At 37.9% G+C, this 14,449-nt stretch carries 13 protein-coding genes and 2 pseudogenes; 6 read left to right on the forward strand and 9 right to left on the reverse strand.

The features are described from left to right. Positions 1-188 precede the first annotated feature (188 nt). Positions 189-632 carry a nuclear transport factor 2 family protein gene (locus tag RMB03_RS11625; RefSeq protein ID WP_311076270.1) on the forward strand — a complete coding sequence of 148 codons (444 nt, stop codon included), beginning with the start codon at positions 189-191 and terminating at the stop codon, positions 630-632. A 179-nt stretch (positions 633-811) separates the two neighbouring features. Then, entirely contained in the window at positions 812-1,810 is a 999-nt protein-coding gene (cysK, locus tag RMB03_RS11630) for a cysteine synthase A (RefSeq protein WP_281833207.1), read from the forward strand. 55 nt (positions 1,811-1,865) lie between these two features. On the opposite strand, the gene RMB03_RS11635 is transcribed toward cysK, so the two are convergent. The 4 genes and pseudogenes from RMB03_RS11635 to RMB03_RS11650 form a co-directional block, all read right to left on the reverse strand. Continuing rightward, positions 1,866-2,474 carry a lytic transglycosylase domain-containing protein gene (locus RMB03_RS11635; protein ID WP_080592970.1) on the reverse strand — a complete coding sequence of 203 codons (609 nt, stop codon included), beginning with the start codon at positions 2,472-2,474 and terminating at the stop codon, positions 1,866-1,868. A 279-nt stretch (positions 2,475-2,753) separates the two neighbouring features. Continuing rightward, a pseudogene (locus RMB03_RS11640) lies at positions 2,754-2,987 on the reverse strand (DUF2798 domain-containing protein). A gap of 4 nt (positions 2,988-2,991) precedes the next feature. Continuing rightward, the gene (locus tag RMB03_RS11645; RefSeq protein ID WP_311076273.1) at positions 2,992-3,558 is read right to left on the reverse strand and encodes a flavodoxin family protein; all 567 of its coding nucleotides are present in this window, start codon (positions 3,556-3,558) and stop codon (positions 2,992-2,994) included. Between the two features lie 16 nt (positions 3,559-3,574). Further along, positions 3,575-4,060, reverse strand: coding sequence for a DUF2938 domain-containing protein (locus RMB03_RS11650; protein WP_311076275.1), 486 nt, complete (start codon positions 4,058-4,060; stop codon positions 3,575-3,577). 81 nt (positions 4,061-4,141) lie between these two features. Between RMB03_RS11650 and RMB03_RS11655 the strand changes: the two genes are divergently transcribed. The 4 genes and pseudogenes from RMB03_RS11655 to RMB03_RS11670 all read left to right on the forward strand — a co-directional run bounded on the left by RMB03_RS11655 (position 4,142) and on the right by RMB03_RS11670 (position 9,361). Beyond that, the gene (locus RMB03_RS11655; protein ID WP_311076277.1) at positions 4,142-4,546 is read left to right on the forward strand and encodes a helix-turn-helix domain-containing protein; all 405 of its coding nucleotides are present in this window, start codon (positions 4,142-4,144) and stop codon (positions 4,544-4,546) included. Positions 4,547-4,691: 145 nt separating this feature from the next. After that, positions 4,692-5,950: pseudogene (locus RMB03_RS11660) on the forward strand (esterase-like activity of phytase family protein). Positions 5,951-6,164: 214 nt separating this feature from the next. Then, on the forward strand, positions 6,165-8,546 hold the full coding sequence (locus RMB03_RS11665) for a YgiQ family radical SAM protein (protein WP_311076279.1): 2,382 nt from the start codon (positions 6,165-6,167) through the stop codon (positions 8,544-8,546). A 314-nt stretch (positions 8,547-8,860) separates the two neighbouring features. Further along, the gene (locus RMB03_RS11670; RefSeq protein ID WP_311076280.1) at positions 8,861-9,361 is read left to right on the forward strand and encodes a DUF2726 domain-containing protein; all 501 of its coding nucleotides are present in this window, start codon (positions 8,861-8,863) and stop codon (positions 9,359-9,361) included. A 206-nt stretch (positions 9,362-9,567) separates the two neighbouring features. Here the strand turns inward: RMB03_RS11670 and RMB03_RS11675 are convergent, their stop codons facing one another. From RMB03_RS11675 to RMB03_RS11695, 5 genes are all read right to left on the reverse strand, one after another. After that, complete coding sequence (locus tag RMB03_RS11675) at positions 9,568-9,921, reverse strand: RidA family protein (protein ID WP_209831395.1); 354 nt, start codon at positions 9,919-9,921, stop codon at positions 9,568-9,570. 318 nt (positions 9,922-10,239) lie between these two features. Next, entirely contained in the window at positions 10,240-11,295 is a 1,056-nt protein-coding gene (gene dinB, locus RMB03_RS11680) for a DNA polymerase IV (RefSeq protein WP_307013529.1), read from the reverse strand. A 1-nt stretch (position 11,296) separates the two neighbouring features. Continuing rightward, positions 11,297-12,058 carry a GH25 family lysozyme gene (locus RMB03_RS11685; RefSeq protein WP_311076286.1) on the reverse strand — a complete coding sequence of 254 codons (762 nt, stop codon included), beginning with the start codon at positions 12,056-12,058 and terminating at the stop codon, positions 11,297-11,299. Between the two features lie 77 nt (positions 12,059-12,135). Further along, positions 12,136-13,527, reverse strand: a complete 1,392-nt coding sequence (mdtD, locus tag RMB03_RS11690; protein WP_017391137.1) for a multidrug transporter subunit MdtD — start codon at positions 13,525-13,527, stop codon at positions 12,136-12,138. Between the two features lie 171 nt (positions 13,528-13,698). Beyond that, positions 13,699-14,322: a TIGR00730 family Rossman fold protein gene (locus RMB03_RS11695; protein ID WP_311076288.1), complete on the reverse strand. Its 624-nt coding sequence runs from the start codon at positions 14,320-14,322 to the stop codon at positions 13,699-13,701. Between the last annotated feature and the right edge of the window lie 127 nt (positions 14,323-14,449).

The raw sequence follows: 14,449 nt of genomic DNA on the forward strand, positions 1-14,449 counted from the left end.
CGCCAGCTCATTATTCTAAACACCCTCAACTTTACAGTTGAGGGTGTTTTTTTATATCTAATTTAAAATAAGTGCGCTGATTTCCTATAGTAATTTAATCTAAAAGATGAAAAAATAAGCAAAATAGGAAGGTATAAACGAAGAAATAATATCTTAATTTCCTTTTATAATTTTAATTTAGGTATTTTATGAGAATAATAGTTTTTTTATTTGCTTGTTTTGCCTTTTATAGTTATCCAGCTGAATCTATTGATGAAAAATTGGTTTTAAATCTTTTAGAAAAAGAAAAAACATCAGTACAAAACAAGGAAATAATGAGTTTTATGGCCTTGTTATCAGAAGATTTTTTGGGTGCTAAGAAGGATGGTACCCCTCTCACTAAAGAGAGTTATAAAGAGGGAGTAATTATAACCTTTATTAATGCTTCCAAAATTCTTCATAATGCTAAGATCAAGTCCCTTTATATATCTGAAAATAAGCAGTCAGCAGAAGTAGTGTTAGAAAGTGAAACTAAGTTTTTGTTAGAAAGAGGAAATTATAAAGAAGTGGTTACAAGTAATAGCGTAACGAAATCTACATTAATATTAGAAAATGGTACATTAAAATATAAAAATTCTAGCTATATCAAATGATTAATTTTAGATATTCTTCTATATAAAAAGTTTGATGATTTATACTTTAGTCCCTCATGAAAAAAGCTTTATTATCTTAAAAGTATAAATTTTTCTAAAACTTAATGTTTTCTACTTTCCTGTTTATTTGACAGGCCTATAATGATTAAGAATCATTCCAAATCTAATAAGGATATAACATGTCTACCGACCAGCAATTTCCAACACCCAATAATTTAGGGATCGCAGTTTATTCAAATAATGCAGAAGCAATTGGTAATACACCTTTAGTTCGTATCAATCGTTTGATTAAAACTGATGCAACTGTATTAGCAAAAGTAGAAAGTCGGAATCCTGCATTTTCTGTGAAATGTCGTATTGGAGCGGCACTTATTGCAGATGCAGAAAAGCGTGGTGTGTTAAAAGAAGGCATGCATATTATTGAACCAACCAGTGGTAACACGGGGATTGCATTGGCTTTTGTTGCTGCAGCTAAGGGTTACCCCATTACTTTAACTATGCCTGCAAGCATGAGTCTTGAGCGTAGAAAAGTGTTAAAAGCACTCGGTGCCAATTTAGTTTTAACTGAACCAGCGAAAGGGATGAAAGGTGCAGTTGATGAAGCTGTGCGATTAGTAGCTGAACAACCAGATGTTTATTTCCTACCTCAACAATTTGAAAATCCAGCAAATCCACAAATTCATGTGGATACAACTGGTCCTGAAATTTGGCAAGCAACAGATGGACAAGTCGATATTTTGGTTGCGGGTGTAGGTACTGGCGGCACAATTACTGGTATTTCTCGTTATTTCGAACAAGTTCAAAATAAACCTTTGTATTCTGTAGCCGTTGAACCTGCTGAGTCTCCAATTATTACTCAAACTAGAAATGGTGAGAATATTACACCTGCACCGCATAAAATTCAGGGAATTGGTGCGAATTTTATTCCAAAGAATCTTGATTTAGATCTTGTTGATGAAGTCCTACCAATAACTAGTGAAGAAGCAATTCAGTGGGCAAGAAATTGTGCAACGCAGGAAGGCATTTTAGTGGGTATTTCAAGTGGAGCAGCTTTGGCTGCGGCTGCTAAAATTGCAGAACGTCCTGAAAATGCTGGCAAAACGATTGTTGTTATTCTTCCAGACAGTGGTGAGCGTTATTTATCTTCTGTTCTATTTGAAGGTTTATTTGACGAATAAAATTACTTGTATAAAAAAGCCCATCAACAGATGGGCTTTTTTATTTGACTTTAATTTATAAGGCGCTTTTTAGAGCTTTTTGATGACGTTTAACAGATCGGGCATATTTCTTAGCTTTGTGACGTGTCCAGAAACTTCGCTCATATCCTGTAGGTCCAACATTGTAATAAGCAGTGGCTTTAAACCAACTATCAGCTGACTGATAATAATGATTTAAAATATATGCACCGCATTGAATATTTGTAGATTCATCATACAAATTACCAGCACAAGTTTGTTGCCAATAGCTAGGAATAATTTGAGTTAAACCGACTGCACCCGTAGGTGATAGCGCATTAGTATTGTAACTAGATTCTTGTCTTATGACCGCGGCAAGTAAAAGAGGCGGCACATTATATTGATCAGCACTTTGAATAATAATTGGAGATAACCGATTAGCTGTGCTTTGTGGAACAGAATAAGCTTTTTGTAAACCAGACGAGAGTTTATTTGAACGCCATGAAAATGAACCACTATTCGGGCCTAAGCTCGTACACCCCGTCATTATTGTCATTAAAACAATTGTAAAAAATTTGAGGCTCAAAATGTGTATTTGAGTTGGTTTAAAATAATTGTTAGATAAAGATGAGGTAAGCAAAATATAAAACCGATAATCAAGTTTCAAATGAAATCATGGTATTCAGCTGTAACTAATGGATCAATATAAGTTCTGTTGCTCAGCACAAGAAAATAGTGAGAATTTTGTATGATTAAAATGAAAAAACCCCGACATCCTGTCGAGGTTCCTTCGTATTCAGCTTATGTAGCTAACTCCTGTCAACTACCGCTTCCTGCGTTCTTATTCTTCTTCAATGAGACATCCTGTCTCTCTATGTTTCATATATTATAAAAAAATACTAAAGCTGGATATCCGCAATTCACCGCAAGTTTTGTACGTTTTAACTTACAGATATACTTTTTCAACTTTCTTAAATACGATGTCGACTAGTTTTTGTGCTACAGGAGTACAGATCAACACACTTGGGAAAGCAAATATCCATGCAATACCCTATGCGGATATCCATAATGAAAAGAAATTTTGAACCGAGCCTAGTGCTTTAAAAGTCGTAATTCCTGAAATTATAAATGACATCGTTGCGGATAAAATTAAGAGTAATAAAATCCTTTGTGCTGTCATAATCTTACACTCCAAGATAAGCATTCAAGGTCATTGCAAAGTTATTTCCAAATAATCGGGCAGTTTTAATGTCTCCTTCATCAAACCTATCGGGACTACTGCCGTGTTCAGCCTGAGCCATTAAGCCTGACCATGAACCGAGACGATTAGCTGCTTCAGCATAAGGTACACCTTGATGTTGCTCGGGCAGAATTGGATTACCGACCCATAACATGCCGTGTTGCATACAAAAGGTAAAAAGTGAAATTAATGTCGATTGTTTATCACCCGCGGGAAGGGATGATACGGTAAACCCAGCCGCTAGTTTTCCTTTAAAGCTCTGTTTTTTCCATAGTGGGCCAGTTGCATCCATGAGTTGTTTTAATTTCGAGGATACACCACCTAAATAAGTGGGAGTTCCCCAAATCAAGCCATCGTATTGGATAAGTATTTCAGGGTTTTCAATGAGATGTTCAGCACTCAGTAGATCTACTTTAATATTTTTTTGGCTTAATACGCCAGTTTGAATTTGCTGAGCAATAAACTGGGTATGACCCTGACGACTATAGTAAATAATGGCAACGGTTTTCATGAGATTTTCCTTTATTTTAAATTTGAAAGATTTTTGCAGTGAGATATAAACCACAGCCAAAAACACTATGGTTAAGCAAACTTTTTAGACAATTCAAAAATGGATGAAGGGTTTTTGAAGAAGCGAAACCACTACCCATCGCAGGTTGCATAATAAAAAAAGGAATGAGAACAGTGACTAAACCAAACAGGAGCGCTGAGTAAAACTGAGGATGAATGAGCCAATCGGAGCCGACAATGAGAAGAAAGCTCAAGGCAAAAATCATCCCAACGCTATAGTGTGTGATCCAACCCAGTAAATATTCACCCTTAATTTGAGAGCTTTGGGCAATGGATTGATGTATGAATTTGCCTTGAAATATCCAACCAACCCAGCGTCCGAGAAAGGCAAAGTTTAAGGTCGGAATTTTGAATATCTTTAATATTAACAGCCAGATATCCATAATTACTGTTGCCCCGATACCGAGGCATAAAGCTTGAAAGAACAATGTAGAGATATTCATTTTTACACCTTGCTTTTATACGTATGAAACGTGATAAATTTATTGTGCAAGTTGAAGTTCACTTGAAGTCAAGAGGGTATTATGGATATTGGTGAAGTCGCGAAAAAGGCAAAAGTCACAACAGCAACGCTACGTTTTTATGAAGAGAAGGGATTAATTAAGTCGATAAGGCGGCAAGGTTTACGCCGGCAGTATGGTAAACAGGTGCTTGATCAACTGGCATTAATTGCTTTAGGTCGTGCTGCGGGTTTTTCTTTAAATGAGATTGCCACAATGTTTGGACAAGATGGTAAACCTGATCTTGATCGTCAAAAATTAAAAGATAAAGCTGAACAATTAGAGCAAATGGCAAAGCGATTACATTTTATTAGTCAAGGATTACAACATGCGGCAGTGTGTCCTGCTGAAAATCATATGCTATGTCCTACCTTTCAGAATTTTTTGAAAGCAGCAATTGCTGGAGAATATCAGCCAACGAAACTTTAGTGAAATCTTGAGCCAATAGTTTTTTAACATTGATCTAACAGATATATTTGTCATATTTTCGCCATAAAGATTTCATCTTTTTGAAGTAAAAACTTCATATAAGCTTGATTAAATTTGCTTAATTTTTTACCGACTGTATAAAACCATGAGCAAAAAAACTTTAGTCGCATTATTATGCTGTGCCAGTTTAGGATTGACGGCATGTAACGATGATAACGATCAAGAACGAACTTCACCCACTGAAAATATTACGGAACCGACCTTAATTTCTTTTGCCAAGTTACCTGTAGAAACCTACGCTGCTGGTCCAGACTCTGGCGCATATGTGAAAGGTGCAAATGGAATTTATCCTCCATTTAAAGGCCAGCCTGTACAGGGTTTTCTGCTGCATTAAAAAATGAAGATGGCAGTTATATGGCAATGGCCGATAACGGCTTTGGAACTCAAGCTAATTCATCAGACTTTTTACTTCGTATTTATAAAATAAAGCCTGATTTCAAAACTAAAGCTAAAGGCGCGGGTCAAGTTACTGTGCAAAGCTTTATCCAACTGCGTGATCCAAACAAGTTAATTCCATTTAGTATCGTCAATGGCGATACAGCTGAGCGTTTATTAACAGGTGCTGATTTTGACCCAGAGTCAATGCAACGTACTGGTGATGGGACTTATTGGATTGGGGATGAGTTTGGTCCTTATTTACTTCATTTCTCTGCAGATGGTGTGTTGTTGGATGCTCCGATTGCTTTGCCAAATCCACTAAATCCGACGCAAGAACTTCGCTCTCCTCAAAATCAGTTTAATAAAGCGCAAATTAATTTTGTAGAGCCTCTAGTTCAGCAAAGTGGTGGTTTTGAAGGAATGGCAATCTCTCCAGATGGCCAATATCTCTATCCTCTTGTAGAGAAACCGCTTAAATCAATTCGAGAAACGGAAAGACAATTATTGATTTCCCAATTTGATCTGAAGAAAAAAGCGTATACAGGAAAATATTATTGGTTCCAGTTAGACAGTAAGGCAACCAATATTGGTGACTTCCAACTCCTTAATGATAAAGAAGGTATTATTATTGAGCGTGATGCGACTCAGAATAATTTAGGCGGATATAAAAAATTAATTCGTATTAAATTAAATGAGTCAGGCCAACTAGTAAGCCGTGAAGATTTAGTCGATTTAATTAAAATTGCCAATCCTAATTTACTTTATGGCGCAGCAAGAGCAGGAGATGTTGGGACAGGACAGGTTTTCGCTTTCCCTTTTGAAACTATTGAAGATGTCATCATTGAAAATAGTACAACGTTGACTGTTCTAAATGATAATAACTTCCCTGGGTCTACAGGGCGTAACGCAAAATTGGCTGACGATAATGAGATTATTCAAATTCGTTTGCCAAAAGCTTTGTTCTAAGCCCTATAAATAAATGAGTTAAAAATGCGGCGGCTTTTATTCCACCGCATTTATTAGAAGAATAAAATATTGGATAAACTTTAATCAAATTATTTTTTATATCCTTGTTTTCGTTTGTTTTATAAACAGGGAAAATGAATGGAATTCATGTTAAAATGATCGGCTTTCATCTTTAGATGTCTCTCCTCCATCTGCTAGCCGAGATTCGCAAGCCATGTCTACTGCCTACACCATGCAAACTGCGCCAAAAGCGTTGTTTGATTACGACAAATATTGGGCGTCGTGTTTTGAACCAGCGCCATTTTTGCCGATGTCACGAGAAGAAATGGATCAACTCGGCTGGGATGCGTGTGACTTCATTTTAGTTTGCGGTGATGCCTATATTGACCATCCATCGTTTGTTTCAGGTGTGATTGGACGTGTGCTTGAGGCACAAGGTTTTCGTGTCGGAATTATTGCACAGCCAGACTGGACCAATGTTGAAAGCTTCCGCGTTTTAGGTAAGCCCACCATTGCTTGGGGTGTGACGGCAGGTAATATGGATTCGATGATCAACCGTTATACGGCAGATCGTAAAATTCGTTCAGATGATGCTTACTCTCCAAACAATGAGCCGAACAAACGTCCTGACCGTGCAGCAACAGTATATTGCCAGCGTTGTCGTGAAGCATTCCCTGATGTACCTGTGTTATTAGGTGGAATTGAAGGCAGTTTACGTCGTATTGCACACTACGATTATTGGTCAGATAAAGTTCGTCGTTCGATTTTGATGGATTCAAAAGCCGATTTGCTTATGTATGGTAATGGTGAGCGTGCCATTATTGATGTGATGCATCGTTTGGCTAAAGGTGAAAAAATCCACGAGATTACAGATGTTCGTGGTACAGCATTTATTATTAATAAACATAACAAAGCATCAAAAGCAAAGTTTGTTGAAGTTGCGAGTAATGATGTAGATACGATTGGACGTGTTGATCCAATTATTAACCCATATGTCATGACTGAAGATATTGATGGCTGTGAGGTTGAAAAAGAAAAAGGTAACTCATTAGCTCAGTATCAAGATTTCCAGAAAGAGATTGTTGCAAATCCGATTGTGCGTGAAGGCGACAAACTAGATGACGACACTCAAATCGTTCAATTAAAGCTGGCACCGTCAAAAGCAATTAAACATAAGTTACCTCCACGCGAGTTAGCGGTCATTCGTTTACCTTCTTTTGAAGAAGTATCAAATGATCACGTGCTTTACGCGCATGCAAACCGTATTTTGCATCTTGAAACTAATCCAGGTAATGCCCGTGCTTTGGTTCAACGCCATGGTGAGCGTGATGTATGGATTAACCCACCTCCAATTCCTCTAACCACTGAGGAAATGGACTATGTGTTTGATCTTCCATACGCACGTTTGCCTCATCCAACTTATGGCGATGCTCGTTTCCCTGCATTTGATATGATCAAATTCTCGGTCAACATTATGCGTGGCTGTTTTGGTGGCTGCACTTTCTGTTCGATTACAGAACATGAAGGACGTATTATTCAAAACCGTTCTGAAGACTCAATTTTACGTGAGATTGAGAAAATTCGTGACACGGCACCAAACTTCACAGGCATTATTTCTGACTTAGGCGGTCCAACCGCAAACATGTACCGTTTGCACTGTAAAGACCCTGAAATTGAAAAGAACTGCCGTAAACCTTCTTGTGTATATCCGGGTGTTTGTCAAAACTTGCATACCGATCATGCACCTTTAGTACAGCTTTATCGTAAAGCGCGTGCGATTAAAGGTGTGAAGAAGATTCTAATTGGTTCAGGTTTACGTTATGACCTTGCAGTACTGAATCCGGAATATGTAAAAGAACTGGTACAACATCATGTTGGCGGTTATTTAAAAATTGCTCCAGAGCATACCGAAAATGGTCCTTTATCTAAGATGATGAAACCGGGTATTGGTACGTATGATCGTTTCAAGCAAATGTTTGACCGTTTCAGTAAAGAAGCAGGAAAAGAGCAATACTTAATTCCTTACTTTATTGCTGCACATCCGGGTACTTCAGATTATGACATGATGCACCTTGCAATCTGGCTTAAGAAAAATGGTTTCCGTGCTGATCAGGTACAAACGTTCTATCCATCGCCAATGGCAACTGCAACCACCATGTACTATTCGGGTAAGAACCCGCTTGCTAAAGTAGCTCGCTATACTGAAAAAGTTGATATTGTAAAAGGTGAGAAGCGTCGTCGTTTGCATAAAGCATTCTTACGTTACCATGATCCAAACAACTGGCCATTACTTCGTGAGGCCTTAAAAGAAATGGGCCGTGCCGATTTAATTGGTAATTCGAAGCAGCATTTGATTCCAACCTATCAGCCACAAGGTACTGCTGAAGGTGAATATAAATCTGCGCGTAAGAAGAACTCGTCTGTGGCGGGAGATTCAGCAAAACGTGGTCAGGGGCAAACTCGCTCAGCAGCAGGGCAGAAACGTCCACAAAAAGGACAGGTTCTAACCCAGCATACTGGTTTGCCTCCTCGTGAAACAGGCGAGAAGAGACCATTTGGTGGTAAAAGTAAACCAAAATCAAAAGCTCGTGGATAATGATAAAAAAGGCTCTTAAACAGAGCCTTTTTTGTTTTTAATGTGTCTATTTAAATCGCATAGTGAGATTTTTGCAGATTTAAAGTACAAAAAACGTAACGAAAAATGATAAATACCATAAATCTGACGAGCTGCACTTGATTGTTGTTGATTCTATGATTATAAATAATGTGAGGGTGGCTAAATTTAAGCCAAGCTTGATAACTACAAGTGAAATTACTAAGTGAACCTTTTAAAGAACGGCTGTGTCGTTATCAATTAAAACAAAGTGTGATCTAGCAAAATCATTATAAAAAACTTAAAGGATTAAGCCCATGTATTATCTAATTACGATCTTATTATTATTTTTGGCTGTTGTGATGGCAGTGAAAAGTCTTTCACGAAGGCATCAACATGATAGTGCCTTGAAGCGCCGTGCAGTATTAACGAGTCATGAGCAAATAACATTAACCAGACTACAAACAGTTTTGCCTAAATTTACGGTATTGGCACATGTATCCTTTGATGCACTATTAACTACAAAATATGCGCATACACGTCGAAAATATCAAAATATGGCAGCTGATTTTGTTGTACTTGATCAAAATTATCAGGTTGTTGTCGTTGTTGTTCTTGGCGAAAATGGTTTACGCCGAGCGCATCAACAATATGAACGTCGTCTGTTGCAACTCGCTGGTTATCGTGTGCTGCATTACGGTGAGGTACCTGACTATCATGATCTAAGAAGAGACTTATTGAGTCCAGAAACAGAGATGGCAACTTTACATGCAACGCCGCAGCTAGAAAGAATGTCAAATGCTTTTGTGAAGTCTTAAAAAGTAGATAACGTCGGATTGAGATAAGCGTTCGGTGCAATAAAGATTAAAAATAATTGTGCCTCATCTTGAATAACAAGTATGGACAAGCTTAGCAATTTGATAAGCCCTAATAAGATACTGACATTAATTATTTAAGCAGTAAAAAATTGAGCAATATAACTAGAGATATTGCTCAATTTAATCTCGATTTATATTTATAAAAATTATGGAAGTACTGCAACAACAGTCATTTCTACAAGCACGTCCGGCGTATAAAGTTTGGACTCTACACAAGTACGCGCTGGTGGATGTCCTTCACTAATCCATGCATCCCAAACAGCATTCATCGCTGCATAATCTTTTTCGATATCTTTTAGAAAAATCATGACAGAAAGAATGTGGGTTTTATCGGTTCCAGCTTCTGCCAATAAGCGATCAATATTATCTAAAGTTTGCTGAGTCTGTGATGTAACATCTACGCTTGTATCATCTGCGAGTTGCCCAGCTAAGTGTACTAAATTACCTGAAATCGCGACTTCGCAGTAGCGTGAAGTAACATGTAAACGCTTTACCGTCATAAAAATGCTCTAGAGTGGCTTTATTTAATAGTTTTGATTTTATGAAGAGTTGCTAGGTAGGTGCAAGCAAGTAGAAAAGAATTTCAGTAGATTATTGTGATGAGGAGTATCAGATCAACCATGTATCGGAAGGGCCCTGTAATATTCGGATTTGGTCGTCACGCCAATCACAGGACGGTATGCCAAAAGTAAAGGTTGCTTTAAGCATGTTGCAAATACATGGGTAATGAATATGCGCTGATTAGGTTACTCTAAACTTGGAGCAAAAGGGAATAGATTTTGTTCAAAATCCACTCTTTTTGAGTGAAAAGTAGTCAATCACCAAAGGTTAAGTTGAAAGTCATCTGATTGAGTTTGTAACTGATAAACCCCTATACCAATTAAGCGAAACTGGAAATGTTCGGGAATCTGCATTTCATTTAATAATAAAAATAAAACTTGGATTAGGTCGTGTAGCGACTGGATCGGTCTTTTAAAGCTTTTACTATGTTGTAAAGTCTGAAAATTCTTGAGTTTAAGTTTGACATTAACACCACGTGCATTGAGCTGTTTTTTCTCTAAGCTTTGCCAGACTTTTTCGGCTAATCCCTGCCAATAGGGCTGACATTGAGTTAAAGTAAAATCACTATCAAAGGTAGTCTCTTTTGAAATTTGTTGGCGAGCTCTTTCAGCTTGAACAGGTCTATGATCAATCCCTTGCGCATATAGATAGAGCTGTTGACCATATTTACCGAAATGGTGAATTAAAATAGCCTCTTCAATTTTTTGTAAGTCACCCAGCGTATGCAACTGAAGCTGTTGTAATTTTTCCTGAGTGACTTTGCCGACTCCGGGAATTTTTTTAAGTGGAAGATCTTGAATGAAATTAGCAACCTGCGAAGGTTTTATTACACATAAACCATTCGGTTTATTCCAGTCCGAAGCAATTTTTGCTAAAAACTTATTGGGTGCTACACCTGCCGATGCAGTCAGTCCAGTTAATCTAAAAATATCTTCTCGAATATGCATGGCAACTTCAGTTGCACTCGCAATCTGTTTTAAATTCTCAGTGACATCCAAATAAGCTTCATCTAAAGATAATGGCTCAATAAGTAGCGTATATTGCTGAAAGATAGAATGAATTTGAGCTGAAACTGTGCGATATTTTTCAAAATTTGGTTCAATAATAACGACTTGAGGGCATAGTTTTCTTGCCTGACTCATCGACATGGCTGAACGCAAACCAAATTCACGGGCAGGGTAAGATGCAGCAGCAATCACAGCTCGCGGATGATGAGATGAAATAACAACGGGTAAATGCCTTAATTCAGGTTGTTCCCGTAGCTCGACTGATGCATAAAAGGCATCCATATCGATATGAATGATTTTGCGCATATTATTGTGCTTTCACGATGCCTTGATGCTGTAAAAATTGGTGCCATTCTTTGACTGAACCTTCATAGACATTGAGATCTACAGGCTTTATCACCCCTTCAATTTTACCTTGATTACTATGCTGCCAAAAGAGCCATTTTCTTTTATCTTTGAGTTCAGGTTTAGCTTCATAATCACGAACCCAAAGGGGAGTAGCAGAAAAATTTCCAACTAGGACAATGTGATAAAAAGTTCTAGAAATATAGAAGATAGGCTGTTTGCCATAATGCTGTTTTAAACGGTCATGCATGATGCCAATTTCTTTAATTAACTGCTCTTTGGTGTATGTATTAATACAGTTACTGTCGTATTCCAGATCAATAACTGGCGGAAGCGCATCTGATTTTTTAGGCACAGTCGCAATAAAGTTATCTGCTTGTGTTTTACCATCTCGACATAGACGGTAAAAGTGATAAGCCCCTACATGAAACCCATGTTCACGAGCCTTAAGCCAATTTTCTTGAAATTTTGAATCTTTATAATCACCACCTTCAGTCGCTTTTAAATAAACGAATTGGAACTTTTCTGGTGATATTTTTTTCCAGTCAATGTCACCTTGATGGTGAGAGACATCGAATCCTTGAACTGGATAATCTTGTGCCACGGCTTTTTGTTGATAGAACAGACCAAAATAAGCCAGAACTCCCATAACACATGCCAAGCCAATTCCCATTAGGGTATTGTAGTGCCGTGCTGTGAAAAAGGTTTTAGCCAGTTTGGTCATGCAAAACTCATTAAAGATGTTAGGCCGACATCATAACGTGATTCAAGAGTGATAAACCACGCTAAAAGTGCAACGGCTTATACGGGGGTATTTTTGGGAATCTGCCAGAAGATAAGTGCAGCAATGACATTGATACAACCGAGGCAAATTAAGGTGACATGGAATGCTGTTGTCACGTGATCGGCACCATAATAACTGGTAAATACATTAATGAGTGTACCTGCCAGCGCCACGCCAATACTCATTGATAGCATCATGATCATCGATAAAAAACTATTACCGCTACTCGCATCTTGTTGAGGCAAATCTTTTAAGGTCAAAGTGTTCATTCCAACAAATTGTAATGAATTTAATGTACCAAATAAGAAAAAGTGTAAGGCTCTAAACCAAGTTGGAGTGTCGACTGTCATGATGGCAAAAGATGCAATACATAACCCGACCAGCGTTGTGTTGATGAGTAAAAAACGTCTATAGCCAATTTTCTGAATAATCGGTCTGACGATTGGCTTTGAAAATAATGAACCTAAGACCAGAGGAATCATCATTAAACCCGCAATAAAAGGTTCAAAACCAAAAGCGACCTGTAACATGAGCGGTAAAACAAAAGGTAAAGCATTACCACCAAAGCGGGCAAAGAAATTACCTAAAATACCAATCGCATAAATTTTATTTCTAAAGAGTCGACTGCGGAATAATGCGTTTTGATGGGTGTGAGAATGATAGGCATACCAAAGGGTTGCGATTATGCCGACCACCAATAGCGAAATGCTGAACCATTTTGAATATTCAGGTGATGCTAGATGTTCGATACCCAACGACCATCCGATCATTGCTACCACTAATAATATAAAACCGATCAGATCAAATGTCTTAACTGTAGGCTCTTTGACATTTGGCATTACTTTTAATGTCATTAATATGCCTAAGATACCCATAGGAATATTGATGAGAAAAATCCAGTGCCAAGTTGCAACTTCAACTAACCAGCCGCCTAAAGTTGGACCAGCCAAAGGTCCGAGTAAACCTGCAAGACTCATTAAGCTCATTGCAGCTAAGAACTGAGTTCGAGGAATAATTTTTAAAAGAGATAATCGACCAACAGGGAGTAATAATGCTCCACCCACGCCTTGGATAACTCGGAAAACTAACAGCTCATTGAGACTTTGAGAAAGACCACAACCTAAAGAAGCCAGAGTAAAAATAACGATTGCCGATAAGAAAATATTTCTAACACCAAAGCGGTCTGCTAACCAGCCACTTAAAGGAATACAGGCAGCTACTGATAAGACATAGGCCACTACTACGCTGTGCATGCGTAATGGATCTTCATTTAGATGATGAGCCATTGCAGGAATAGCGGTATTTACAATCGTTGTGTCCAAAGCCTGCATAAAAAAGCCAATGGAAACCAAAAGTACGAGTAAGCGATATTCAGGTTGCAAGGCTTGGTGGGTCGGCGTGGCATTCATAACATTTGAAAGTTAACGTTTTGGTCTAGTGTAAAACAAATTGAAAGTAAAAAAAGTAAGACAATGTTGAGTACCCCTTTACTAAATCTAATTGCTTTTGAAGGCAACGGTGAAAATAGTTAAAATAAAAAAAGCGGCAGAACCGCTTTTTTATGGAGAGTAGGTGGGCAACTAGACAACAAATCTTTTCGGCATTTTTAAGTTTTTAATCACGTTATAAATCTGATCAACATCATCACATACAATTAATTTAGCTCGGTGTTGAAGGGGAAGAAAACCTTCTTGAACCGCATGGTCTAGCTGGGCAATCAATGCATTATAAAAGCCATTTACGTTATACAAAATCATGGGTTTTTGGTGTTGGTTAAGTTGACCCCAAGTGGCTATTTCTAATATCTCTTCGAATGTTCCTAAACCACCCGGTAATGCAACAAATGCACTTGCACGTTCAGCCATCATGGCTTTACGCTCATGCATGGTTTCTACTACGTGTAATTCGGTTAATCTTGAGTGTGCTTCTTCATAGTTAAGCATAAAATCAGGGATCACTCCCACAGCTTCACCGCCATTTTCAAGTACGCTGTCGGCTACTTGTCCCATTAAGCCAATGCTTGCACCGCCGTAGACCAAACCAAAGCCTTGCTCAGCAATGCCGCGAGCGAGCTCAATTGCTTTTTCTCGATAGATTGGATTATTTCCTACACGTGAACCACAATATAATGCAATAAGAGGTTGTTTTGTTTTTACAGCTGTTATAGATGAATCATTTACTGCCATTGTTAATACGCTATTCATTGCTTTATTTTCACCTTATCACGTTCATATTTCTTGTCTACACTAAGCCAAAGATATGACAACTTTATAAGCAGATTTATAAGAAAGATTCATGTTTTGTATGGGTTTGGTGAATGCCCTTCATGAA

It is taken from the genome of Acinetobacter sp. V91_7 (assembly GCF_031799075.1).
GTDB classification, from domain to species: Bacteria; Pseudomonadota; Gammaproteobacteria; order Pseudomonadales; family Moraxellaceae; genus Acinetobacter; species Acinetobacter calcoaceticus.